Genomic DNA, 23,023 nt, shown 5'->3' with positions numbered 1-23,023 from the left:
CATAGGGACCAGTATCGACGACATGGTGTCCGGCCTTGGCGGTGATCGTGCCCTACCATAGCCGGCCAAGATGCAGCCTGGCCCACCAAGAGAAGACGAGACCGATGGCGATCAGAGCGACGCAGATCCAGGCCTCGGTGAGGGTGGGCATCCAGAGCCGCAGCCGGCCGACATAGCCGTGTGCCGGAACAAACAGCAGGATCACGCCGACCATCCACAGGGCGCGATAGCGAAATTCCGCCTGGAACCCGGCACGCTTCGCCACCGGATCGGCCCAGACAGCGGCTGCGATCCAGGACACGAGCCAGAACAGCCAGAGTGCCGCGATTACGGGCGCGGGCTGCATCGGGAACCTCCTCGTAACGCCATCACCAGATCGCTGCCGCGCGGCGGCAATGCGGCGCGGCGCAAAAAGACACCGGATTTCTGGTAAGAAGATCGTGATCGACGACGATGCCTATCAACCGGGTTGATTGGATCATCAGTGCTTTCGACTGGACCCTGTCCGGCGACATCGGCTAGATCCCAAGGCATGCAACAGACGACAACCACACCGGACCTGTTTCCCGAAGCGGAGACGCCTGTCGAAATCGTCCCGGCTTGCAAGCTTATTGCTAAGGTCGAGGCGCTCTACGTGGCGCCATCAGATCATTTCGAGACGCGTGCGGTCGATGAACTGCGGCTCGGTTTCGACGGCATCGACGGTGATTTCCACGCCGGTGCGACGCGGCGCTCCGGCGGGCGCGAACCCTGGTATCCGCGCGGCACCGAGATGCGCAACGAGCGGCAATTGTCGATCGTTGCGGCCGACGAGCTGGCTATCGTGGCAAAGCGGATGGGGCTCAAGGAGATCAAGCCGGAGTGGATCGGCGCCAATCTGCTGATCGAAGGCCTGCCGCATCTCTCCATGCTGCCGTCCGGCACGCTCATGTTCTTCAGGGGTGGCGTCACCGTCAAGGTCGACGCGCAGAACGGGCCTTGCCGCATCGCCGGGCGATCGGTAGCCGAACATACCGGGATGGCCGACCTGGAAGCCGGCGCGCTGGCGTTCCCGAAGGCGGCGAAGCGGCTGCGCGGTCTCGTGGCGTGGGTTGAAAAACCGGGGCGCATCGTTGCCGGCGAAGACATCTCGGTGCGGGTGCCGGAGCAGTGGATCTACCGGGCATAAAGCGCGCTGGGCTAGCCGCCGAGGCGCCTCACTCGTCATCGTCGTCGTCGAGCAGGCGGGTGGCGCGCCAGCGGGTCAGCACGATGTTGGTCTGTTCGATGACAAAGAACCGCGCCGAGTCGCGGTCATAGCCCTCGGCCAGCAGCTTTTCGTAGTCGGTATGGGTGTGGCGGATATGGGCAATGGTCGCCAGCCACACGGCAATCGTCGGTGGCAGGGTTTTCATATGCACCGCGCCGGCGTCGGCGCGGATCCTTTCCATGTCGGCATAGGGCGCCAGCGGCAAAAGCGCGGTCAGCGCCTTGGCGATGGCGCGGCGGCGGCCGGTCGGCGCGCTCATTGTGCATCCCGCCCAGCGGGCTCGTCGCGCCCGGCAATGGTCGCCTCGGCGAAGGCATCGGTCGAGGCGAAATAGGGCTTGATGTCGATGACCGGCGTGCCGTCGAGCACATCGATGGCGTCGATATCAATGCGGCCGGTGTCGATATTGACGGCGACGAGCCTGGCGATATGCAGCCCGACCGGGTTCGGCCGGGCAGGGGAGCGCAGCGAAAAAACACCTTTCGGTTCAGTGGCATGGCGGGGTTTCTGAACAATGAGAGTACGCGGCGCATGGTGCAGCCAGGACAGGATGATGACGTGGCTGGCGCGCTCCAGCCCGAGCAGGCCGTCACAGTAGGGCCGGTCGATGGTAATGATCGCCGGCTGGCCGGTTTCCCGCGCCGCCTTCATATTCTTCGGACAGGTCTCCCGTGTCGTCCACGGCGAGGCGATGCGGCCGATGAAGACGACATGGCCATCCGGCGGCATATCGGCCGGGTCGGTCTCCAGAAGCCTTTCACCGCTGCGCGTCTCGAACATGGTTTCGCCTCTATCATGTTTCCCGCCTGGCGTGACCGAAAACCGGTTCCCCGACTGGAAACCTGCCATGGCTGCAGGATCACGCATGCGCCATTTTTTTGTCCGAAAGCGACATAGTGCTTGCAAGGCGATGAAAATCGACATAAACATATGTTTATATCTTTTCAAAGAGAATACGCCGATGCATGTCGCGCTCGACACGATGGTGGATACGTTGAAGGCGGCGGCCGAATCCAGCCGGTTGCGCATCCTGGCGCTGTTGTCGCGCGGCGATCTCACCGTTTCCGATCTTACCGAAATCCTCGGCCAGTCGCAGCCGCGCGTGTCGCGCCATTTGAAGCTTTTGCTGGAAGCCGGACTGATCGGCCGCTACCAGGAGGGCTCATGGGCCTTCTTCCGGCTGTCGGATACGGACGCGGCGCGCGATTTCGTGCTCAGGCTGGTCTCCGGTATCCGTGGCGCCGACCCGCAGGTCGAGCGCGATCTCGAACGGCTGGCTTCGGTCAAGCGCAAGCGGCAGGACCGCGCCGCCGAATATTTCTCCGAAAACGCCGCAAGCTGGGACCATATCCGCTCGCTGCATGTGCCGGATCGCGCCGTCGAGACGGCCCTGCTGAAGCTCGTCGGCAAGCGGCCGTTCCAGTCGATGCTGGATCTCGGCACCGGCACTGGGCGGCTGCTCGAAATCTTCTCGCCGCTCTACCGGCGCGGCGTCGGCATCGACATGTCGCGCGAGATGCTGACTGTGGCGCGGGCCAATCTCGATAAGGCCGGCATTTCGAACGCGCAGGTGCGGCAGGGCGATATTTTTGCGCCGCCGGTCGAGCGCGATGCCTTCGATCTCGTCACCATCCACCAGGTGCTGCACTACCTCGACGATCCCGCCCGCGCCATCCGCGAGGCGGCGAGGCTGCTGCGCCCGGCCGGCCGGCTGGTGATCGTCGATTTCGCGCCGCACACACTGGAATTCCTGCGCGACGCGCATGCGCATGTGCGGCTCGGCTTTTCCGACCGACAGATCGCCGATTGGTTCTCCGAGGCCGGGCTCGACCTTGAGGACAGCCAGGAATTCGAACCGCGCGGCGGCAATGAGGCCAGGCTCACGGTGAAGCTGTGGCTCGGCCGCGACCGCCGCATGCTGATCGCTGATCCTTCCAACGACCGCCAAGCGGTCAATGCATATCCAATAGGGGAAACCGCCTGATGAACCAGTTCCGCTTTTCCCGCCGTCCCGATATCGGCGACAAGATCCGGGTTTCGTTCGAGTTCTTCCCGCCGAAGAACGACGAGATGGAGGCAAGGCTGTGGGACACCGTCACCCGGCTGGAGCCGCTCAGGCCGAAATTCGTCTCCGTCACCTATGGCGCCGGCGGTTCGACGCGCGAGCGTACGGCCCGCACGGTCAAGCGCATCCTCAACGAAACGGCGCTGACGCCGGCCGCGCACATGACTTGCGTCAACGCCGCGCGTCACGAGGTCGACGCGGTGGTGCAGGAATTCGCCGATATGGGCGTCAAGCGCTTCGTCGCCCTGCGCGGCGACCCGGCCGAGGGCGTCGGCGCGGCCTACCAGCCGCATCCGGACGGCTATGCCAATGGCGCCGAGCTGGTGGGGGCGCTGAAGGGGATTGGCGATTTCGACATCTCGGTCTCCGCCTATCCGGAGAAGCACCCGGAAAGCCCGGACTTCGCCACCGATTTCGACATGCTGAAGCGCAAGGCCGACAATGGCGCGACGCGGGCGATCACCCAGTTCTTCTTCGACAATGATCTCTATGAGCGCTATGTCGAGAAGGCGCGTCGGGCCGGCATCTACATCCCGATCGTGCCGGGCATATTGCCGGTGCATAATTTTACCCAGGTCGCCAATTTCTCGTCGCGCTGCGGCGCGCTGGTGCCGGCATGGCTGGCAGAACGCTTCGACGGACTGCAGAACGACCCGCAGACGCATGCGCTGGTCGCGTCGGCGGTGGCGGCCGAGCAAGTGCTGGATCTTGTCGAGCGCGGCGTCGGCGATTTCCACTTCTACACGATGAATCGCGCCGATCTCGTCTTTGCCATCTGCCACATGATCGGCATCCGCTCGCATGAGGTGGAGGCGGCGGGCTCAGCGGCGGCATAAGCCCGCCGACCTTCAGAGGAATGCAAAAAGGCCGGGTAAAAACCCGGCCTTTTCAATGATTTAGCTTATTCGTGCTGGTCTCTCCCCGCTCTGGCGGGTCTACGGAAGAAAGCCCATAATGAGGGCTCCGATGAAGGCAAACGCAGCACAAATCATCAGTGCGTTGATTGGCCTCGTGAGTCCCATTCCATAGCCTCCTCTTAAAGAGCTATGTCCGAGAGTCTAGGTTCATTTGTGCCACAGGCAAGCGGAAAATGTGCTGCAATGCGACGAGATTGTGGAAATTGCGACCCGCTTCCTGCCCTTAATCATTGAAACTCTTCGGCAAAAGCCGGCTGCGGCCTTGTGAATAAATTGTGGCAAAGCCTAGGCCATATTGAGGATGACAGAGCTGGATCGGCCCGAAATCAGAATCGATTTTCGGACCGAGGCGACGATTCAAGGTGTCGGAGCAGCTCCAATCCGACGCGGGGCGAACATGCGCCCGTCGATGGTGACGAGGCCGAAGGCGATCAGCGCCATGCCGCCGAGCTCGAACAATTCGAGCCGTTCGCCGAGGAACAGGAAGCCAAGCAGGATGGCGCTGGCCGGTACGATCAGCGTGACCAGCGAGGCGTTGGTGGCGCCGGCCGAGGCGACGAGGTTGAAATAGAGAATGTAGGCGAAGGCGGTGGACAGCAATGCCAGCGCCAGCACCGCCGCCCAGATCGGCGGCGAGGCAGCAAACAGGCCGGTCGGGCCGTAAGCGATGAGCACGACCGGGATCATGATGATGGTCGAGGCGGTCAGCTGTCCGGTGGCGATGACCGGCGAGGGCACACCCTTGAAGCGACGGGCGATCATCAGAGCGATCGCATAGGATATCGATGCGCCGATCAGCGCGAATTTCGCCCACACCGGGCCGCCCAGCCCGGCAAGCAGGCCGGGCCCGATCATGACAGCAGTACCGGCGATGCCAAGCGCGATGCCGGCAAGCTTGTTCCAGGAGAGTTTTTCGTCCGATGTCAGCGCGTTGGCAAGGATCAGCGTCCAGAACGGCGTCGTCGAATTGAGCACGGAGGCGACGCCGGCGCCAAGCTCGGTCTGGCCGGCGAAGATCAGCGAGAAGGGGATGACGTTGTTGGCGAGCGCCAGCAGGAAGAACAGGCCGGCATGCGGCAAGGCAAGGCGGAAGGAGGGACCGCGCAGGGTGAGATAGAGCTGAAGCGCCATTGCCGCGATGGCGACGCGAAACAGCACCAGCACCAGCGGGGTAAGTTCGGCAACCGCAATGCGGGCAAAGAAGAACGAGCCGCCCCAGATCGCGCCAAGCAGCAGGAGCTGCCCCCAGTCCTTCAGCACCATGGGTCCACGTGTCGTGGCCGTGTTGGCAGCTATGGCCATGTGAATTGTCCCTCCTCCGGGCCAGTCAGGCTGAAGCCAATAGCGGGTCCCGCGACAAGAGCCACCCGAAACCCGATTATTGGCTTAGCATTCCCGCCATCAGGCCTAGCCCCGCAGCGTCAGGGGCGCGAGACACAGAATTGTTTTCATTCGCGCATAGCTTGGATTAATTGTGCGCAGCCTCAGTCAAGGGATTCGTCCATGCAGCGATTCGAAAATGCCCGCGAAGCGGCGCTGGCGCTTCGCCCGGACGATCCGGTCTATTGCTTTCGCCCACAGGTGCTGAAGGCCGACGCCAGGCAATTCATGGGCATGTTTCCCGGCAAGACCGCCTATGCGGTCAAGACCAATGGCGAGCAGATCGTGCTTAAGGCGCTGGTCGAAGCCGGCGTCGGCGCCTTCGACGTCGCCTCGCCGGGGGAATTCGCCGCCGTGCGCGCGGTCTCGCCCGATGCCGAAATGCTCTACATGCATCCGGTCAAGGCGCAGTCGGACATCAAGCTGGCGCTGGAGAAATACGCCATCCGCGTCATCTCGCTCGACCATGAGGACGAGCTCACCAAGCTGACGCGCGTGGTGCGGGCGCTCGACATCGACCCGGGGGCCATCACCGTGTTCGTGCGCATCCAGACCAAGGGATCGGCCGCTTATGAGTTGTCGAAGAAATTCGGCGCCGGGCCGGCCTATGCGGTGGAACTCGCCGAGCGGCTGAACCGGACCGGCTACAAGGTCGGCCTATGCTTCCATGTCGGCTCCCAGATCGAGGATCCCGACACTTATGAGCGGGCGCTGGCCTCCGCCGACTGGGTGCGCAACCGGCTGACCTTCGATGTGGCGGGACTCGATGTCGGTGGCGGCTTTCCGGCCGAATACGGCCATGATCCCAACCGCAAGCAGATCGAGATGCCGTCGCTCGGCCAGATCATGTCGCGGCTTTCCGGCGACCTGAAGGAGTATCAATTCGACCAGATGCCGCTGGTGGCGGAGCCGGGCAGGGTGATCGTGGCGCGATGCCTGTCGCTGATCGTTCGCGTGCTGCTGCGCAAGGGCAAGCGGCTCTACATCAATGACGGCATCTGGGCGTCGCTGTCGGATTCATGGACCGGCAAGATCACGTTGCCGGCGCGCTTCATCCCCGATCCCGCGATCCGCTCGCGCAATGGCGCGGAGAAGAACATCGTGCCGTTCAAGGTCTGCGGCGCGACCTGCGATTCCGTTGACATCCTGTCGCGCCCATTCTGGCTGCCGGAAACCGTCGACACCGGCGACTGGATCGAGATCGGCCATATCGGCGCCTACTCGCTGTCGCTGCGGACCCGCTTCAACGGCTTTTATCCCGACACATTCGTCGAGGTGACGACCCCGTTCGACGAGGGCGACGCGCCGCAAGGGTTTGCGAGTTTGGAGACGATGGCGGACTAAGCCGCAAGCAGTCAGTGGCAAGGTGGCTGCATCAGCACCAGATCGATGGCCAACCTTCGTGCCAGCGCGCCGCCAGGTTGGCGCGGCTTTCCTGTTTCGGCAGCGCGACGTTCAGGATCAAATCCTCGTCGCGCCAGAACAAGCGGTAAGGCTCCATCTCGTCGACGAGGTCGGCGATATCGCGTTCGCTGCAGCCAAGCTCCTGCGCAACATTGCCGGCCGATCTTGGCTGCGACGCGAATGCCAGGAACACGGCGCGCTGCCAGCCGTCGAGCGCGACGAGCGTCTCGTCAGCGGAAAAGCGGGTATCCGACACATAGATGGTCCCGCCGCGCTCCTCATAGTCGAGCCAAACGTGGCGCTCGCGAAATTGCCGCTTCCAATGGTTCACCTGCCGCACCAGCAGTGAGTGCGCCTGCGCCAACTCTTCGGGCGGGTGCACGTACGAACGGAAGTAATAGGCATAGTCGTTGAGGTTTATCCCGTTCTCCTTCTTGTACTCGCCAGAGAAGAGGATCTTGTAGCAGTCGTGATGGACGATCTCTCCGTCGTAGCCAAATCGCTTCGGATTCGAATGCAGCGGCGCAAACCGCGTCACGAACGCTTCCGAACGGCTGACGGGCGGGATCAGATGGTAGATCCTCGGGATCATCTGGAGGACGTTGGCATAGTCCTCCACGGTTTCGCCCGGGATATTGAACAGAAGATTGTAGTGGATGATTACACGGCGCAGGCAGCCGTTCTTGATCGTCGTGACATTGGCTGCTGATGTAACGCCCTTGTCCATCAGCCGCAAAATGCGGCTTGAGAAGGATTCGATGCCCGGCTGCAGTTCGACGAAACCGGCGCGCGCCATTGCCTCCATGCGCGCCGGCGTCTGGTTGGCCTTGATCTCGCTCGACAGTTCAAACCTCGGCGTGTGCTCGGCGAGCTCAGGCAAGGCGGCAACCAGTTCGCGCGACATGATGTAGTCGGAGAAACGATACTTCATCGCGCCATATCGGGCGTGCATGCGGCCAAGCATATCGACCACCGCGGCGCGCGATTTCATGCGGTATTTCAGAGCCTTCTCGTCGATGCCGCAGAATACGCAATGATGCTTCTGACCCCACCAGCAGCCGCGCGACGCCTCAACTGGCAGAAGCTTGGTCCTGACCTCGACCTCGGCTTCGGCCCTTAGCTCCGTGACGTCCGCGAACCAATCGTCGTAAACCGGATCCGGGCTCTCTTCGATGATGCCAATATCCGCCGGCAGACTGACGCGGTTGCCATTCGCGCACGACCATGTGACTCCGGCAATCTTCGGCCGTTCGTCGCCGTGCGTCACCGAGGCGCGCGCCAAGGCCGCCACCACCGGCTCTCCGTCGCCACGCACGACCGCGTCGATCCACGGAAAGGCACGCAGCACAACATCGCCAGGCGGGCCTTCGAGCGCATAGCCACCGAGCACGACCAGGACTTCCGGCCGCGCGGTCTTGATCAACCGCGCCAGTGCGATCGAGGCGACCGTCTGATCGAACATGCAGGTCAACCCCACCATTGTCGGATTGATGGCGAGGATCTTCCGCAGCGAATAGTTGAGAAAATCAGGTACGATCTTCTCGCGAATGCGTAGTGCGGCTTCAGCCACCTCAAGCGGCTCGCGGTAACGCGAGTGCCGCTGGCTCAGCCCTTCGGAGAGCCTTAGCAACTCATCGTATTGATCGTCGCTCAGGGTTTCCTGCAACACGCCCGTGAACAAGAATTCGTTCAGCCCCCACTCTTCCGAGAAGAAGCGGTAGGTTTCCGCCGTCATCGTGCGGAGCATATCGAGGTAGAGATGAAAGACGCGGGCTTCAATCCCGTCGCGCGCCAGCTGCCCCTTGAGGATGGACAAGCCAAGGCTCGGCTCGGACATGTCAGCCCAGGGCAAGGCAGCGAGTGCGACGCGGGGGCTGCGAGCAACAAACATCGCCCGGCCCGCTACATCTTCAGTTCGACGGCCTGCGAATGATCTATGATGATTTCGCGGATATCTCCGGGCTTGGCCGCGCAAGCAATGACGATCACCACCGCCACGACAATCGTCACGTCATTGCCCATCTCGGCAGGCATGGTGACGCCGGCTGCGCCAACCACGACATCCAGTGCTTTCTTCGAGACCTTGACGCCCAGCTCCTTGGCCACGTCCTGGCCGCGATCGCGCAGCTGCCAGATGTAACGGCCATCGGCCACGACCTTGTTGTAGAAATCGAGAGCCTCCATCGCCAGCTTTCGATCGATTTCCATCGACCTGAATTCCTTTCGGCGTGAAACGATATCGATGAATGCTTCAAGTTCGCTCGCGGACCGGACGAAATGATGCCGATCGCCCCAGCGCCTGACCAGTTCCTCGCGCGCGAAGAGCGGCTGCTTGTAACTTATCAACGGCAAGGCAAGCTTGGTAGCCATGGTTCACCCCCGCATGGTTGAAGGTGAACACAGTATAGTTTCGCATATTTCTAAGCGACGGGCGGATTAATATTTCTTTAGTAAAGGTAAATTATTTCTTACCGGTAATTGACGTTTGCAGTTGCAACTCGGTTTAGGGGTTCAGGCGTTGATTCCGCGATGCTCCACGCCAATTTCTACAACTTCGCCAGAAGGTCCGGCGTCGGCCAACCATCGACGGGGAGGCCGAGCCGCTTCTGCTCTTTGCGTATCGCTTCGCGGGTGTTGGTGCCCAGAATGCCGTCGACCGTACCCACGTCATAGCCTTTGGCTTCGAGCCTGGTCTGCAGCGCCTTCATCTGGTCGCCATTGAGGCCGAGTTCGGGATTGCGCGGGTCGATCTGCGGGGCGCCCGCCAGCCTGGCGGCGAGATTGGCCGCGGTCAGCGCATAGGTGAAGGACTGGTTCCATTCGAGATAGACGTCGAAATTGTCGTAGGCCAGGAAGGCCGGTCCCTTGCGGCCCATGGGCAGCGCCAGACCCGCCTTCAGGCCATTGTCGACAAGCGGCGTGCCGTCGAGATTGGTGACGCCCCACTGCGCCCACTGCGTCAGCGGCAGCTTGTTGGTGCGCCCCGTCTGGTCCCACGGCATATCGTCGGGCACGCGTACTTCCTCGATCCAGGGCTGATCGCGTTTCCAGCCGCGCGACATGATCTTGCTGGCCGTGGTCATGATCACATCGGGCGCGCTGCCGCGCAGGTCGATCACTTCGTCGCCGTCGCCATCGACGCCGCGGGTCAGATAGTCGGAAGGCAGCATCTGCGTCTGGCCGATCTCGCCGGCCCAGGCGCCGGTGACGTCGGCCGGCAGTACGCCCCGGTCGATCAGCGTCAGCAGCGGCACGATCTGCGGCCGGAACAGTTGCGGGCGGCGGCAGTCATGCGAGAGCGTCACCAGCGCATTCAGCGTGTGGAAATTGCCCTGCACGGCGCCGAAATCGGTTTCCAGCGCCCAGAAGGCGGCGATGACCGGCGCCTGGACGCCGAATTCGCGATCGGCGCGGCCAAAGACATCGGCATATTTCTTCAGATTGACCGCGCCCTGCTTCAGCCGGTGGGGCGAGATCATGCGGTTGGAGAATTCGAGGAAGGTCTGGGTGAACACGCCCTGGGAGCGGTCGCGCGCCAGCACCTTGTCATCTATGGTGGCTTTCTCCAGCGCATCGAGGCCGGCACTGCCGACACCGGCCGCCCTGGCTTCCGCCGCCACACCTTGCTTCCAGGCCTCGAAATCGCCGCCGCATTGCTGCGCCGCCGCCGGCAGGGCCGAAGCGGTCAGGAACAGCGCCGCGAGAATTTCAAAGCGCAATCGCATCGCGATCCTTTCGAAACAAATGCGGTCTTCCAAGACGGGCGTCCAAGACGGGCGTCACGTAAATCCGCTACCGGCTGTGTCGAAAGCAGGCGACAGGCCCGGTGTCAACGGGTGTTCTGCCGCAGCCATTTGTTCCAGGCGGCTTCCGAGCCGTTGAAGACATTGATGTCGGCCTTGCCCGGGATACCCGGCACGATGCCGGTTCCTGTATACTGCCAGAAGGTGAAGGGGTGGCTGCCGTATCTCTCGCGCGGGTGGCCGGCCACCGAACGCAGCCAGTAGGGATAGCCGCGGAAGGTCGACAAATTGTTGTCATCGAAGAAATCGATCGAGGTGTAGATGATCGGCTTCTTGCCGTAATGCTTCTCGAGGATATCCAGGAAGATGCTCATCTCGCTGCGCACCGTTGCAGCGTCGGGTCGCAGCTTGCAGGTCGGCGATTGTGGGTTCCATTCCATGTCGAGAACAGGCGGTAGCGCCGACCGGTCTCTGGGCACGTTGCGGATGAACCAGCGCGCTTGCGTGGCGGCGGGCGTGCAAAAATAATAGAAATGGTAGGCCGCGCGCGGAATTCCGGCCGCTTTCGTGCGGCTCCAATGCTCGTCAAAAAAGTTATCGAAGCGATCGCCACCTTCGGTCGCCTTGATGAAAACGAAGGAGATGCCGCTGGCCCTGGCCGCCGGCCAGTCGACCGAGGTCTGGTACTTGGAGACGTCGGTGCCGTGGACGGCATAATTCCACGGCGCGCCGCTGTCCCATTCATGCGGATCGGAGTCGGCGAAACGGGGAGCCCGTACCGCAACAGTCGGACTGGAGCCTGACGGCGCCAACGGCGCAAGATCGTCGACTGTCGAGCAGGCGCCAAGCAGTGCAAGCATGATGAGGACCGCGAAACGGCGCATCACTACTCCTGAGCCGGTTTCAGCCGGCCGCTGATGGGTCTGTTTCCTGGGTGCCCCCTCGGTCTGGCCCCCTGCCGGACGCTCACCCCATGGGATCGCCCGATATCCTTGTTTGATGCATGTCGCCCAAAACCGCTGGGCACTTTTGGGCGACATGCATCCGTGATCGCCGATCATGGTTGATAACAGGTTGACGGCGCTCGACAAGAAGCACGATTTGCGGAAGCAATGGCGGCAAATCGATGACATAAGCCTTGTGCCGACCTAGAAAGCGGAAAATGCGGACCGTTGCGAAGATCGTCAAGTGGCTGCTGGGGCTGGTCGTGCTGGCGGTCGTCGCACTCGCTGCCTGGCTCTATTTCGCGCCGCCTGAACTGATCCGCGTCGGCTCGGGCTATTCGGCCAAGATCGTCTGCTCGAATGTCTTCATCGCGGGACGCGATGTCGACGACGTACTTGCCGTCGATGTACAGGCGCCAGGCCATCCGCTGTTGAGGCTGATGCGGGTGACGGTGGACAAGGAAAAGGGCACGGTTTCGGCCGGGCTGTTCGGTGTGTTTGGCAAGAGCGTCGCGGTCGTTCGCGACGGGCTTGGCTGTGCTTCGGTTCCGGACGGCGACATCGCCGCTGCCAATACCTTCACCGGGGCGGCGTTGACGCCGGCGCCGCCACCTGACGCGCTGTGGCCGGAAGGCGACAAGGTCGACGCCTCGCAGAATCCCGAAATCGCCAGGATTCTCGACGATGTGGCGCTGACCGGTTCCGGCATGCGCGCCGTGGTGGTGGTCAAGAACGGCCGCATCGTCACCGAGCGCTATGGCGACGGCTTTTCCGAGAAGTCGCCGCTGCTCGGCTGGTCGATGACCAAGACGGTGAACGCCGCCATCGTCGGCACGGTGGTGAAGGACGGCAAGATGGCGATGACCAACCAGGGCCTGTTCGGCCCCTGGAAAGCCGATGGCCGCGCCGCCATCAGCCTGGCCGACATGATGGCGATGTCGAGCGGGCTCGAATTCAACGAGGATTATGGCGACGTCGCCGACGTGACGCGCATGCTCTATCTCGAGCCTGACATGGCGGGCTTTGCCGAATCCAAGCCGCTGACCGGCGACGTCGGCAAGGTGTTCTCCTATTCGAGCGGCACGGCGGTGATGCTGTCCCGGCTGTGGCAGGATGCGATCGGCGACAAGGACAAGGCGCTGGCATGGCCAAGGGTCGCCCTGTTCAATCCCCTCGGCATGCAGAGCGCGGTGCTCGAGGCCGACGAGCATGGCACCTTCGTCGGCTCGTCCTATCTCTACGCCACGGCGCGCGACTGGGCGCGCTTCGGCCAGTTCATGCTGCGGGACGGCGTCTGGAACGGCAAGGAGATCTTGCCGGCCGGTTTCGTCGGCTGGATGCGGGAAGCCACACCCGCCTCGAAAGTCTACGGCAAGGGCCAATTGTGGATCGAAGGTCCGGGCGACGAGGAAAGCCCCGGCGCCGGCGTTGCCGCCGGCCTGCCTCAAGATACATACTGGATGGAGGGGCATGACGGGCAGACGATCGCCATCATTCCCTCCGAGAAGCTCGTAGTGGTGCGGCTCGGCCTGACACCGGCCAAGCTCGGCTACCGGCCGCAGACGATGGTGGCGGCGCTGGTGAAAGCGCTTAAATAACGCCACCAGCCGATCGGAAGAAGGTTTCGCTAGCCGACGATCGCCAACCAGGCGTAGCCGCGATAGAGCGTTCTGAACCGAAGGCTTGCGCCAACTCTTGCGGATTCCGATTCCAGGACGTCGCGCAACGCTTTACGCGGCTCGACGTGGAATTTTCCCAGCCAGCCTCGCAGCAGCGTGCGGAACCAGCGGGGCAGGGCTTCCTGCTGGCCGAAATCGACGACATGCAGCGAGCCATCAGGTGAAAGGGCGGCAAGTGCGGCCGACACGGTCTTTTCCCAGCCGGGGATCATCGATAGCGAATAGGACACGAAGATGCGGTCGAAGGTGGCCAGGCCGAACAGCGTCTTCGCATCGAAATCGGTGGCGTCGCCGCGCGCCAGCGTAACACGGCCGGGCAGGCCTTCGCGGGCCATGGCCGCACTGGCCGTCTCCAGCATTTCGGCCGAAATATCGAGACCGAAGAAGCGGGCATCGGGATAGCGGCGGGCGGCAAGCACGATGTTGCGGCCGGTGCCGCAGCCGAGTTCGAGCACGGTGCCGCCGGCCGGCACGTCGAGTCCCGATATCAGCCGGTCGCGGCCGAGCAGGTAATATTTGCGGGTCAGGTCGTAGAAATGGCGCTGCCAGCGATAGACGCCGTCCATCAGTTCGGCATGCCCGATCGGCGGTTCGCCGTGCCCGGCCGGCAGCTCGCTCGTGCTCATGCGTCCCGCTTCACATAGAGGTGGAAGCCGCCATAGATGGCCGAACGGTCGCGGGCCGAGAATTCGCGCGAGGCCTCGTCCTCATAATTCCACTGGTCGAGCAGCGAATTCGAGACGCGGCCGGGCAGAAGGCTGGGTTCGGCGGCGGTGCGGAAGATGACGCGGGCGCCAGTGGATGCGGTGCGGGTGATCTCGGCCCACAACGCATTGAGCTGGTCGTCGGTCATCCAGTCCTGCGCGTCGAGCAGCACGAAACGGTCGACCGAGCCGGCATCCTTGGCGGCGAGGAATTCGATCAGATTGGCGTGGTTGATGGCGACGCGATCGACATTGTTGCGGATCGTCTCGTAGTTGCGCTTTTCGAGATAGGCGGGGAGCGCTGCTTCGCCCGGGTCGGGATAGCGGCGCGCAAAAGCTTGCCAGGCGAAGTAATTGGTCTGCAACGGAAAATCGCAGGCGAGCTTTTCCAGCCTGGCTTTCAGGACGCTGGCCATGGTGCCGTCGCCCGAGGTGATCAGCGAATCGTACTGGGCCGGCGGAATGCCGAGGCCGAACAGCGAGGCTTTTCGCGAGGTGGCCCATTTCAGCAACGGTTTTTCGAAGACGGGCGCCAGCTCCTCGTTGAAGAAGCGGCGCTGGTCGGCCAGGCTCTTCGCTTTCATGATGCCAGCGGGATCGACGCCGAAGAATTTGGCCGTGCGGTGGCCCATGGCGATGAACAGGCCGAGCAGGCCGGTCTGGTAGAAGTTGCGGTCGAAGACGGCGATGCGGCGACGGCCGAGCCAGTTGCGCCGCTCCCAATAGTGGCGGCTGACCGCATCGAGATGCGGAGCGATGAAGCGGTCGTAGGCCTGTGAATTATGGCTGGTGTCGGCGGCGCCGAAGAAGCGAAACAGGTCGGCCTGCGACGGCAGATGGCGCACCGCCTCCAGCTTCATGCGGTTCAGCGCGATGTGGGCGGCGTTGAGATCGATGGCGTCGATGCTTTCGGGCGAGCGGGTGAGATAGGCGAGGATGTTGCAGCCGCCGGACGCAATGGTGACGATGCGATGGCCCTGGCCAAGCTGCATCGCCTCCATGTCGACATCGGGGTCTTCCCAGATCTGCGGGTAGACAAGGCCGGAAAACAGCAAGGCGAACAGCCGCTCGGAGATACCGGCTTTCGACAGCGGACGGTTCTGATAGACGGCTTTTCCAACTTCCTTGCCACGTCGAAAAACGAGTTCCCCGGAAAGATCCGTCATGACAAGCTGATTCCCCGTTTGCTTTGCCGCAAGCGGGTAGCGCAGCGTCATGACAAGCCGGTGACAGTCTTGTTGGTGCCTCCTTATCGCTTGCCGAAGCCGCCTGGCGTGGGTGTCGTGAGGATGACGGCCTCGCCGGCGTCGAGCACGGTCTGGTCGCAGGCTTTCAGCATCTCGACCGTGCCACTCTTGCGACGGACCTTGGTCGAGCCGGCCTCGCCGTCGCCACCGCCGTCGAGGCCTTGGGGCGGGCGGTTGCGGTGCGAGGACAGGATCGCGCATTCCATCTTTTCGAGGAAACGGATGGTGCGTTTGGTGCCGTCGCCGGCACTCCATCTGCCCTTGCCGCCGGAGCCTTCGCGGATATGGAAATCCTCGAGCAGCACGGGGAACCGCAGTTCCAGCACTTCCGGGTCGGTCAGGCGCGAATTGGTCATGTGGGTGTGGACGCCGGAGGTCCCGGCAAAGCCGCGGCCGGAGTTCATCCGGCCGGCCGGCGAACCCGAGCAGATCGTCTCATAATATTGGTACTGCTTGTTGCCGAAGGTGAGGTTGTTCATCGTGCCCTGCGCATTGGCCATCGCGCCCATGGCGCCGAACAGCGCGTTGGTGACATGCTGCGAGGTCTCGACATTGCCGGCGACGACGGCAGCGGGGTAGGCGGGTTTCAGCATGCAGCCATCGGGGATGACGATGTTGATGGGGCGCAGGCAGCCGGCATTCATCGGGATCATGTCCTCGACCATGACGCGGAAGGCGTAGAGCACGGCGGCGCGCGCCACCGGCTCGGGCGCGTTGAAATTGTTCTTCTCGACCTTCGACGTGCCGGTGAAGTCGACCGTCGCCTCGCGCTTTTCCCGGTCGACTGATATCTTGACCTTGATCACCTGGCCGGTGTCGGTTGGATATTCGTATACGGAACTGTCGGGCAAGCGCTCCAGCACACGGCGCACGCTTTCGGCCGCATTGTCCTGGACATGGCCCATATAGGCCTCAACGACATCGAGGCCGAAATGCACGACCATCCTGCGCAGCTCGGCGACACCCTTTTCGTTGGCGGCGATCTGCGCCTTGAGGTCGGCGATGTTCTGGTGCGGGTTGCGCGCCGGGTAGGGGTGATCGGTGAGCAGCGTCTCCAGTTCCTTCTCGCGGAAGCGGCCGCGATCGACGATGCGGAAATTATCGAACAGCACGCCTTCCTCGTCGACGGTGGTGGCGAGCGGCGTCATCGAGCCGGGCGCCGTGCCGCCGATATCGGCATGGTGGCCGCGCGAGGCGACGTAGAAGAGGATATTCTTCCTGGCGTCATCGAACACCGGCGTGACGACCGTTATATCAGGCAGGTGCGTACCGCCATTGTAGGGTGCGTTGAGGGCGAAGACGTCGCCGGAGTGGATGTCGCCCGAGTTGAGCCGGATGATGGTTTCCACCGAACGGTCCATGGAGCCGAGATGCACCGGCATGTGCGGTGCGTTGGCGACCAGCGCGCCATGGCGGTCGAAGACGGCGCAGGAGAAATCCAGCCTTTCCTTGATGTTGACGGAATAGGCGGTGTTTTGCAGCGTCACGCCCATCTGCTCGGCGATCGACATGAAGAGATTGTTGAAGACCTCCAGCATGACCGGATCGGCCCCCATCTTCCCGGAGAGACCGGTGCCGAGCGCCGCTTGCCGGAGCTTTTTTTCGACGCGGCGCAGCAGCACGTGGTTCTTGGCGGTGATTTCGGCTTGCCAGCCCGGTTCGACGACGATGGTCTGGTTCGGCTCGATGATCAGGGCAGGGCCAGCAATCTTGTGCCCTGGTTTAAGCCCCTCGCGGCGAAAGACGCCGGCATTGCGCCACTCTCCTTCGGTGAAGATTTCGCGGGTCTGCGAAGGGTTTAACGTGAGATCTTCGGTTTCTGAATCACTTTCGTCGCGGCCGGCGCCGCCGGTGTCGGTGCCTTCGACGCCGACCGTCTCGACGATCATCGGCTTGTCGTCATAGACGAAACCGAACTGCGCCTTGTGGGCGATTTCGAAATCGCGCCTGGCCTGGAAAATCGAGTCTCCCTCGAAATTCACCGGCAGTGTCGTGTCGGTGCCGTCATAGCGAATGTGCAGCACCGGCTTCGCGGCAACCGCGTCCTCGGCGATGCCTTGCACCGAGAGTTCGGCGGTGACGGCCCTTCTCAAGCTGGCAATGAGGTTGCCGATCTCGGTTCGGGACTCTTCGGCAAGAGGTTTGAGCAGCGCCTGCTGGCGGGAGGCAAAGACCGAGGACAAGCCAATGCCATAGGCCGAAAGCAGGCCGGAGAAGGGGTGGATCAGCACCGCCTCCATGCCGAGTGCGTCGGCAACCAGGCAAGCGTGCTGGCCGCCGGCGCCGCCGAAGCAGTTCAGCAGATATTCGGTGACGTCGTAGCCGCGCTGCACGGAGATTTTCTTGATGGCGTTGGCCATGTTCTCGACGGCGATGGTGACGAAGCCTTCCGCGACCGCCTCGGGCGCGCGGCCATCGCCGATTTCGGTGGCAAGTGCTGCGAATTTGCCGCGGACGACCTCCACATCGAGCGGCTCATCCTGGCCGGGGCCGAAAATCGCCGGGAAGAAATCGGGCTGCAGCTTGCCCAGCATGACATTGGCGTCGGTGACGGCCAATGGCCCGCCGCGCCGGTAGGCGGCCGGGCCGGGATTGGCGCCGGCCGAGTCCGGGCCGGCGCGGAAGCGACCAGCCTCGTAATGCAGGACCGAGCCGCCGCCGGCGGCGACGGTGTGGATGCGCATCATCGGCGCACGGATGCGCACGCCGGCGACCTCGGTGTCGAAGGCGCGCTCGTAATCGCCGTCATAATGGGCGACGTCGGTCGAGGTGCCGCCCATGTCGAAGCCGATGACCTTGTCGAAGCCGGCGAGCTTCGCCGTCTCGACCATGCCGACGACGCCGCCGGCCGGGCCGGACAACAACGCGTCCTTGCCCTGGAACATGTCGGCGGCGGTGAGGCCGCCCGACGACATCATGAACATCAGGCGGGGGGATTGGCCGATGTTCCCCCTTGTGGGGGAGATGCCCGGCAGGGCAGAGGGGGGCGTGACAGAACGAGACGTTGGCGGGACAGCGCCCCCCTCTGTCGGCTTCGCCGACATCTCCCCCACAAGGGGGGAGATTGGCGCAGCGCCCAGCTCCCCCGCCACCCTGTGCACATATCTCGACAGGATCGGCGAGAGATAGGCGTCGACCACGGTGGTGTCGCCGCGGCCGACCAGCTTGATCAGCGGCGAGACTTCGTGACTGACCGAAACCTGACCAAAACCCAATTTCCTGCAGACTTTGGCGACTGCTTTCTCATGGTCGGGATATTTCCACGCATGCATGAAGACGATAGCCACCGCATCGATACCCTCAGCCTTGGCCTGCTCGATGGCCGGCCGGCACGCGGCGATGTCGAGCAGTCTTTCAACGCTGCCGTCGGCGCGTACGCGTTCGTCGATCTCGATGACGCGCTCATAGAGCTGTTCGGGAAGGACGATCTCCTTGGCGAAGATGTCGGGCCGTGCCTGATAGGCGATCCTCAGCGCATCGCGAAAGCCCCTGGTGATGAGCAGCAGCACGCGGTCGCCCTTGCGCTCCAGAAGCGCGTTGGTGGCAACGGTGGTGCCCATCTTGATGTCGCCGATCAGGCCAACGGGGATCGGAGCGCCGGATTTCAGCCCGAGCAGCTCGCGAATGCCCTGGATGGCGGCGTCGGCATAGGCTTCAGGGTTTTCGGACAGCAGCTTGCGCGGGTGTAGCGCGCCCTGGGGGTCACGGCCGATGACATCGGTGAAGGTGCCGCCGCGGTCGATCCAGAAATCCCATTTTGCGGTCACGACACGGCTCCCGGCATTTTCACTGTCCGATCCTGTTAGTTCGAGATGCCCCGGCGGGCAATCGCCAAAGGATATGAAGATGTTACAGGTGGAAATGCAACGTTACGAAACTGATGTCCGCCTCATGCATTTTGTCCTCGACCGCCACCGGTAACGGCGGCGTGATCAGAGGAGAAAAAGTTATGAAAAAGCTCATTCTTGCGTCGGTTTCGGCGCTTGCATTGCTCGGCGTTGCGGCCTGCAGCGACAGCGGCACCGATAATACCACAACGCAGAGCACCAATCCGCCGGCCGCCGAACAGCCGATGCAGCCGGCCCCTGACGCCACGAAGCCAGCCGAACCGGCTCCGGCTCCTGCGGCGCCTGCTGCCCCGGCGCAGTAGTTCAGACGACCAATTTGGGGGAGGCCGGTCAACGCCGGCCTTCCCTTCATCTCGTTTAAGATACGCGCGCCTAGCGCCGCAAAGCCGCTATTTTGTGCGCCACCAAATTGGTGGCGTGGAGCATTGCGGCATTGTCTTCGCTTGATAGCGGTGGCCGGTTGGTCCTATTAAGCCCTCATGTCGATTTGGGACCGCTTCGGCGACTTCATTACCCGCGTTTCGTCTTCAGCCTCGTCGGGTGTCGCCGATGTCGTGGAGGCCGTGCGTACGGTTTTCTCCGGCGATGCCGATTTGCGCCGGCGCGTTGCCTTCTCGGTGGCGATGATCGCGCTGTCTGCCAAGATGGCCAAGGCCGATGGCATCGTCACGCAAGATGAGGTGCGGGCCTTCCAGGAAATATTCGAAGTGCCGAGAGAGCAGACGCGCAATGTGGCGCGCCTCTACGATCTGGCCAAGCAAGACGTTGCCGGGTTCGAGACCTATGCCGAGCGCATGGCGCAGCTTTGCGGCTCCGGCCATACAAACTGCGTGATGCTGGAGGACATTCTCGACGGGCTGTTCCACATCGCCAAGGCCGACGGGCTGGTGCATGAGCGCGAAGGCCAGTTCCTGCATCGCATCGCCGAGATCTTCCGGATCGAGGAGGCGCACTACCAGAGCATTCTGGCACGTCACGTCAATCTCGGTGCCGGAGATCCTTATGTCGTGCTTGGCATCGAACGTGGAAAGCCGTTCGAGGAGGTCAGGAAGCGTTATCGCAAGCTGGTCTCGGACAACCATCCCGACCGGCTGATCGCACGCGGTCTGCCTCAGGAATTCATCAAGATCGCGACGACCAGGATCGCCGCGATCAACGCGGCCTATGAGATGATCGAGCGAGGTCTGCGGCACGCATGAGCGGCTTCCTGCCCGACGAGCCGAACGCCGAGGTAAGGGTATCGCCGAATTTCGGTCCGCGACGCGAAACGATCAGGCCCGACATGATCGTGCTGCACTACACCGGCATGAAGACCGGCGCGGGCGCTGAAGCATGGCTGTGCGATCCGGCCAGCGAAGTCTCGGCGCACTATCTCGTCCATGAGGACGGCCAGATCGTCCAGATGGTCAGGGAAAGCGACCGTGCCTGGCATGCCGGCAAGAGTTCGTGGTTCGGACGCACCGACATAAATTCCTGTTCGATCGGTATCGAGATCGTCAATCCTGGACATTCGCTGGGCTATCGCAGCTTCCCTAAACGGCAGATCGACGCCGTGATCGGCCTGTGCAAGGGGATCGTCCATCGCCATTCCATTCCACCCCAGCGGGTGCTCGCCCATTCAGACGTGGCGCCGGGACGCAAGATCGATCCGGGTGAGAAGTTCCCGTGGAAGGCGCTGTTCGAGGCCGGTGTCGGCCATCTCGTCGAAGCTGCATCCATCAGGGGCGGCGCGGCGCTGAAGACCGGTGATGCAGGCGCCGAGGTGGAGGCGTTGCAATCGATGCTAGCGCTCTACGGTTATGGGGTGGAGATATCGGGGGCTTTCGACCGGCAGACCGAAATCGCGGTCGACGCTTTCCAGCGGCATTTCCGGCAGCGCAAGGTGGACGGCCTCGCCGACGGATCGACGATCCGTACGCTGGAACGGTTGCTCGCTTCCGCAAGGACAGCTTCTTCCAAGTAGTCTTTTTACGCCCTAAAGTTACAACCTGTCACTTAAAGTGACTTGCCTCGCCTTGTTTGGTGCCAAATCGACCGTCAAAGGCGCACTGTGCAAGTTGTCGGGCGTCTAATCCTCCCGGATGTTCCGATGTTGATTTAGCGTATCTGCGTGAAGTTCTTCGCGCGGTTCAGACAGAACAGGATCACATGCAGAAATTGACCGTTGTAACGGCAGCTGTTGCTGCCGGCGTAATGACTTTTGCCTTCAGCACGGCGAATGGCGCGCCACTGAGCCAGCGAGCAGACCAGGGCTTCACTGTCGCAGCCGGCAAGACCGCCATGCCGAAAGCCGGCCAAGGCGCAAAGGCAAAGAGGACAGCCAGCGCGAAAGTTGAAAAAACGGCTGGGGTAAAGGCCAAAAAGGTGACTTCGGCAAAAAGGGCGACCTCGGCGAAGAAGGCAGTCTCCAAGCGGCATGTGAAGCGCAACAGGAAGCATCTCGACCGGACGACGACGGCCTCGATCGACCGCAAGAGCAGGGCGGTGCCGACCGCGGTGGCTGGCGGCACTGGCCAGTATTCGGCGATCATCGCCCGTTATGCCGCCACCTATGGCGTGCCGGTGTCGCTTGCCAACGCCGTCGTCAAGATCGAGAGCAATTACCAGCCGAACATCGTCGGCGGCGCCGGCGAGATCGGCCTGATGCAGATCAAGCCGGCGACAGCGCGGATGATGGGCTACACCGGCTCGGTCAAGGGCCTGTTCAATCCCGACACCAACATCAGATACGGAATGAAATATCTTGCCATGGCGCGCGGGCTCGGCGGCGGCACCACCTGCGGCACGATCCTGAAGTACAATGCCGGCCATGCCGCCAAGCGCATGAACCCGGTGTCGGCGGCTTATTGCGGCAAGGTCAAGGTGCAGATGGCCGCGCTTGGGTCGCCTGCATGAACTGCTCATAAGTCGCTTTTTTCGTTTGCGTTTTTTGGCGTGAACCCCTTTATACGCCTTGCCAGCTGGCCGGGCGGCCGCACTCGCGAAGCCGAAAGGCTGCGGGTGAGGAAAGTCCGGGCTCCATGGAGACACGGTGCCGGTTAATGGCCGGCGGGGGCGACCCCAGGGAAAGTGCCACAGAAAGCAAACCGCCACGATCCGGCTTTGCCGGATTCGGGGCAAGGGTGAAAGGGTGGGGTAAGAGCCCACCGCGCGACTGGCAACAGGAGCGGCACGGTAAACCCCACCGGGAGCAAGACCGAATAGGGACGGTGCGAGGGGAAACCCTCGGGGGCTGTTTCCGGCTCACCGTCCGGGTAGGTTGCGTGAGGCGCATGGCAATATGCGCCCAAGATGAATGGCCGCCACGTTCTCGCGCCGCAAGGGGCGAGGGCCATACAGAACCCGGCTTACAGGCCAGCTGGCAATTTTCTTTCCCGATCGTATGGAAGTCCGCGATATCAGCAGGTTGCGCCTTCGGGCGCACCTGTTGATTCAGGCGTTTTCAGCAACGGAAATCAGCACGCCGAAAGGTATGGTACGCGCGGGTAGTGTCTCCGTTTGAAATTGCGCAAACGCCATTTCCGGTTGGGAAAATTGTGCACTGTCTGGTACAACTTCATCCGCGTTCAAGAGACGCTAAAAATGTCGCCTGCATTGGCTGCAGGCGTTGCCGACAAGCTCTGGTCGATGGACGATCTTTGCGAGATGATGGACGCGGTTGCGACTAGGGTGAGACCGCGCGGACCGTGCAAAACGAAAGCCGTCGCCTGATGTCGATAAAAGATAGCACCGGGCGGGCCGCGTGAAACGCGCGTTTCTATTCGGGCTCACGGCCCAGCTAATCTTCATTAGCGCGATCTTTCTTGTTTTTAATGATCTAATGATTCCAATGACGCGGTCTCG

The 23,023-nt window shown here is 62.5% G+C and carries 21 protein-coding genes and 1 other RNA gene; 10 read left to right on the top strand and 12 right to left on the bottom strand.

The genetic code is table 11. The annotated features are described in order from the left end of the window. Nucleotides 1-52: 52 nt before the first annotated feature. On the bottom strand, nucleotides 53-346 hold the full coding sequence (locus C9427_RS34885) for a hypothetical protein (RefSeq protein ID WP_245437161.1): 294 nt from the start codon (nucleotides 344-346) through the stop codon (nucleotides 53-55). Between the two features lie 22 nt (nucleotides 347-368). Beyond that, entirely contained in the window at nucleotides 369-515 is a 147-nt protein-coding gene (locus tag C9427_RS34455; RefSeq protein WP_208636414.1) for a hypothetical protein, read from the bottom strand. Between the two features lie 17 nt (nucleotides 516-532). Between C9427_RS34455 and C9427_RS24110 the strand changes: the two genes are divergently transcribed. Then, complete coding sequence (locus tag C9427_RS24110) at nucleotides 533-1,168, top strand: MOSC domain-containing protein (protein ID WP_107651582.1); 636 nt, start codon at nucleotides 533-535, stop codon at nucleotides 1,166-1,168. Between the two features lie 28 nt (nucleotides 1,169-1,196). On the opposite strand, the gene C9427_RS24105 is transcribed toward C9427_RS24110, so the two are convergent. Further along, nucleotides 1,197-1,508 carry a DUF2293 domain-containing protein gene (locus tag C9427_RS24105; protein WP_107651581.1) on the bottom strand — a complete coding sequence of 104 codons (312 nt, stop codon included), beginning with the start codon at nucleotides 1,506-1,508 and terminating at the stop codon, nucleotides 1,197-1,199. Then, the gene (gene tsaA / locus C9427_RS24100) at nucleotides 1,505-2,029 is read right to left on the bottom strand and encodes a tRNA (N6-threonylcarbamoyladenosine(37)-N6)-methyltransferase TrmO (RefSeq protein ID WP_107651688.1); all 525 of its coding nucleotides are present in this window, start codon (nucleotides 2,027-2,029) and stop codon (nucleotides 1,505-1,507) included. Before tsaA ends, C9427_RS24105 begins: the two co-directional genes overlap by 4 nt. Before the next feature lie 181 nt (nucleotides 2,030-2,210). Between tsaA and C9427_RS24095 the strand changes: the two genes are divergently transcribed. Further along, complete coding sequence (locus tag C9427_RS24095; protein ID WP_107651687.1) at nucleotides 2,211-3,233, top strand: ArsR/SmtB family transcription factor; 1,023 nt, start codon at nucleotides 2,211-2,213, stop codon at nucleotides 3,231-3,233. After that, nucleotides 3,233-4,150, top strand: a complete 918-nt coding sequence (gene metF, locus C9427_RS24090; RefSeq protein ID WP_107651580.1) for a methylenetetrahydrofolate reductase [NAD(P)H] — start codon at nucleotides 3,233-3,235, stop codon at nucleotides 4,148-4,150. Before C9427_RS24095 ends, metF begins: the two co-directional genes overlap by 1 nt. Before the next feature lie 438 nt (nucleotides 4,151-4,588). Here metF and C9427_RS24085 read toward each other — a convergent pair whose 3' ends face one another. After that, a complete protein-coding gene (locus tag C9427_RS24085) occupies nucleotides 4,589-5,533 on the bottom strand; it encodes a DMT family transporter (protein ID WP_107651579.1) in 945 nt (314 codons plus the stop codon). Nucleotides 5,534-5,734: 201 nt separating this feature from the next. On the opposite strand from C9427_RS24085, the gene C9427_RS24080 reads away from it, so the two are divergent. After that, on the top strand, nucleotides 5,735-6,955 hold the full coding sequence (locus C9427_RS24080; protein WP_107651578.1) for an alanine racemase: 1,221 nt from the start codon (nucleotides 5,735-5,737) through the stop codon (nucleotides 6,953-6,955). Nucleotides 6,956-6,986: 31 nt separating this feature from the next. Here the strand turns inward: C9427_RS24080 and C9427_RS24075 are convergent, their stop codons facing one another. From C9427_RS24075 to C9427_RS24060, 4 genes are all read right to left on the bottom strand, one after another. Further along, nucleotides 6,987-8,906 carry a RiPP maturation radical SAM C-methyltransferase gene (locus tag C9427_RS24075; RefSeq protein ID WP_107651577.1) on the bottom strand — a complete coding sequence of 640 codons (1,920 nt, stop codon included), beginning with the start codon at nucleotides 8,904-8,906 and terminating at the stop codon, nucleotides 6,987-6,989. Between the two features lie 11 nt (nucleotides 8,907-8,917). Then, the gene (locus C9427_RS24070) at nucleotides 8,918-9,385 is read right to left on the bottom strand and encodes a hypothetical protein (RefSeq protein ID WP_107651576.1); all 468 of its coding nucleotides are present in this window, start codon (nucleotides 9,383-9,385) and stop codon (nucleotides 8,918-8,920) included. 176 nt (nucleotides 9,386-9,561) lie between these two features. Beyond that, on the bottom strand, nucleotides 9,562-10,740 hold the full coding sequence (locus tag C9427_RS24065) for a lytic murein transglycosylase (protein ID WP_107651686.1): 1,179 nt from the start codon (nucleotides 10,738-10,740) through the stop codon (nucleotides 9,562-9,564). 104 nt (nucleotides 10,741-10,844) lie between these two features. After that, a complete protein-coding gene (locus tag C9427_RS24060; protein ID WP_107651575.1) occupies nucleotides 10,845-11,642 on the bottom strand; it encodes a glycoside hydrolase family 25 protein in 798 nt (265 codons plus the stop codon). A 278-nt stretch (nucleotides 11,643-11,920) separates the two neighbouring features. Between C9427_RS24060 and C9427_RS24055 the strand changes: the two genes are divergently transcribed. Continuing rightward, entirely contained in the window at nucleotides 11,921-13,300 is a 1,380-nt protein-coding gene (locus C9427_RS24055; protein WP_107651574.1) for a serine hydrolase domain-containing protein, read from the top strand. 29 nt (nucleotides 13,301-13,329) lie between these two features. Here C9427_RS24055 and C9427_RS24050 read toward each other — a convergent pair whose 3' ends face one another. The 3 genes from C9427_RS24050 to C9427_RS24040 are packed head-to-tail and all read right to left on the bottom strand — an operon-like array spanning nucleotide 13,330 to nucleotide 19,099. Next, the gene (locus C9427_RS24050; RefSeq protein ID WP_107651573.1) at nucleotides 13,330-14,007 is read right to left on the bottom strand and encodes a class I SAM-dependent methyltransferase; all 678 of its coding nucleotides are present in this window, start codon (nucleotides 14,005-14,007) and stop codon (nucleotides 13,330-13,332) included. After that, a complete protein-coding gene (locus C9427_RS24045; RefSeq protein ID WP_107651572.1) occupies nucleotides 14,004-15,302 on the bottom strand; it encodes a BtaA family protein in 1,299 nt (432 codons plus the stop codon). Before C9427_RS24045 ends, C9427_RS24050 begins: the two co-directional genes overlap by 4 nt. A 32-nt stretch (nucleotides 15,303-15,334) precedes the next feature. Beyond that, a complete protein-coding gene (locus C9427_RS24040) occupies nucleotides 15,335-19,099 on the bottom strand; it encodes a hydantoinase B/oxoprolinase family protein (RefSeq protein WP_107651571.1) in 3,765 nt (1,254 codons plus the stop codon). Nucleotides 19,100-19,281: 182 nt separating this feature from the next. On the opposite strand from C9427_RS24040, the gene C9427_RS34880 reads away from it, so the two are divergent. The 5 genes from C9427_RS34880 to rnpB all read left to right on the top strand — a co-directional run bounded on the left by C9427_RS34880 (nucleotide 19,282) and on the right by rnpB (nucleotide 22,546). Then, nucleotides 19,282-19,482 (top strand): hypothetical protein, encoded by a 201-nt coding sequence (locus tag C9427_RS34880; RefSeq protein WP_083918660.1) that lies wholly within the window; start codon nucleotides 19,282-19,284, stop codon nucleotides 19,480-19,482. 177 nt (nucleotides 19,483-19,659) lie between these two features. After that, nucleotides 19,660-20,379 carry a J domain-containing protein gene (locus C9427_RS24030; RefSeq protein ID WP_107651570.1) on the top strand — a complete coding sequence of 240 codons (720 nt, stop codon included), beginning with the start codon at nucleotides 19,660-19,662 and terminating at the stop codon, nucleotides 20,377-20,379. After that, nucleotides 20,376-21,143: an N-acetylmuramoyl-L-alanine amidase gene (locus C9427_RS24025; protein WP_107651569.1), complete on the top strand. Its 768-nt coding sequence runs from the start codon at nucleotides 20,376-20,378 to the stop codon at nucleotides 21,141-21,143. The genes C9427_RS24030 and C9427_RS24025 overlap by 4 nt, the downstream gene beginning before the upstream one ends. A gap of 185 nt (nucleotides 21,144-21,328) precedes the next feature. Continuing rightward, nucleotides 21,329-22,075 carry a lytic transglycosylase domain-containing protein gene (locus C9427_RS24020; RefSeq protein ID WP_107651568.1) on the top strand — a complete coding sequence of 249 codons (747 nt, stop codon included), beginning with the start codon at nucleotides 21,329-21,331 and terminating at the stop codon, nucleotides 22,073-22,075. A 61-nt stretch (nucleotides 22,076-22,136) separates the two neighbouring features. Further along, nucleotides 22,137-22,546: RNase P RNA component class A (gene rnpB, locus C9427_RS24015), an RNA gene on the top strand. Nucleotides 22,547-23,023 lie beyond the last annotated feature (477 nt).

It is taken from the genome of Mesorhizobium helmanticense (genome assembly GCF_003034915.1).
Lineage (GTDB): Bacteria > Pseudomonadota > Alphaproteobacteria > Rhizobiales > Rhizobiaceae > Mesorhizobium > Mesorhizobium helmanticense.
Note: the sequence above shows the minus strand (reverse complement) of the source record. Positions and strands in the feature narration are given on the sequence as shown.

Excerpts from the sequence above, each read along its gene's own strand:
- C9427_RS24065 (WP_107651686.1), bottom strand. The coding sequence starts at position 10,740 with ATGCGATTGCGCTTTGAAATTCTCGCGGCGCTGTTCCTGACCGCTTCG.
- C9427_RS24095 (WP_107651687.1), top strand. The coding sequence starts at position 2,211 with ATGCATGTCGCGCTCGACACGATGGTGGATACGTTGAAGGCGGCGGCC.
- C9427_RS24060 (WP_107651575.1), bottom strand. The coding sequence starts at position 11,642 with ATGCGCCGTTTCGCGGTCCTCATCATGCTTGCACTGCTTGGCGCCTGC.
- C9427_RS34880 (WP_083918660.1), top strand. The coding sequence starts at position 19,282 with ATGAAAAAGCTCATTCTTGCGTCGGTTTCGGCGCTTGCATTGCTCGGC.
- C9427_RS24050 (WP_107651573.1), bottom strand. The coding sequence starts at position 14,007 with ATGAGCACGAGCGAGCTGCCGGCCGGGCACGGCGAACCGCCGATCGGG.
- C9427_RS34455 (WP_208636414.1), bottom strand. The coding sequence starts at position 515 with ATGTCGCCGGACAGGGTCCAGTCGAAAGCACTGATGATCCAATCAACC.
- C9427_RS24045 (WP_107651572.1), bottom strand. The coding sequence starts at position 15,302 with ATGACGCTGCGCTACCCGCTTGCGGCAAAGCAAACGGGGAATCAGCTT.
- C9427_RS24085 (WP_107651579.1), bottom strand. The coding sequence starts at position 5,533 with ATGGCCATAGCTGCCAACACGGCCACGACACGTGGACCCATGGTGCTG.
- C9427_RS24105 (WP_107651581.1), bottom strand. The coding sequence starts at position 1,508 with ATGAGCGCGCCGACCGGCCGCCGCCGCGCCATCGCCAAGGCGCTGACC.
- tsaA (WP_107651688.1), bottom strand. The coding sequence starts at position 2,029 with ATGTTCGAGACGCGCAGCGGTGAAAGGCTTCTGGAGACCGACCCGGCC.
- C9427_RS34885 (WP_245437161.1), bottom strand. The coding sequence starts at position 346 with ATGCAGCCCGCGCCCGTAATCGCGGCACTCTGGCTGTTCTGGCTCGTG.
- C9427_RS24070 (WP_107651576.1), bottom strand. The coding sequence starts at position 9,385 with ATGGCTACCAAGCTTGCCTTGCCGTTGATAAGTTACAAGCAGCCGCTC.
- C9427_RS24075 (WP_107651577.1), bottom strand. The coding sequence starts at position 8,906 with ATGTTTGTTGCTCGCAGCCCCCGCGTCGCACTCGCTGCCTTGCCCTGG.
- metF (WP_107651580.1), top strand. The coding sequence starts at position 3,233 with ATGAACCAGTTCCGCTTTTCCCGCCGTCCCGATATCGGCGACAAGATC.
- C9427_RS24110 (WP_107651582.1), top strand. The coding sequence starts at position 533 with ATGCAACAGACGACAACCACACCGGACCTGTTTCCCGAAGCGGAGACG.
- C9427_RS24025 (WP_107651569.1), top strand. The coding sequence starts at position 20,376 with ATGAGCGGCTTCCTGCCCGACGAGCCGAACGCCGAGGTAAGGGTATCG.
- C9427_RS24030 (WP_107651570.1), top strand. The coding sequence starts at position 19,660 with ATGTCGATTTGGGACCGCTTCGGCGACTTCATTACCCGCGTTTCGTCT.
- C9427_RS24055 (WP_107651574.1), top strand. The coding sequence starts at position 11,921 with ATGCGGACCGTTGCGAAGATCGTCAAGTGGCTGCTGGGGCTGGTCGTG.
- C9427_RS24080 (WP_107651578.1), top strand. The coding sequence starts at position 5,735 with ATGCAGCGATTCGAAAATGCCCGCGAAGCGGCGCTGGCGCTTCGCCCG.
- C9427_RS24020 (WP_107651568.1), top strand. The coding sequence starts at position 21,329 with ATGCAGAAATTGACCGTTGTAACGGCAGCTGTTGCTGCCGGCGTAATG.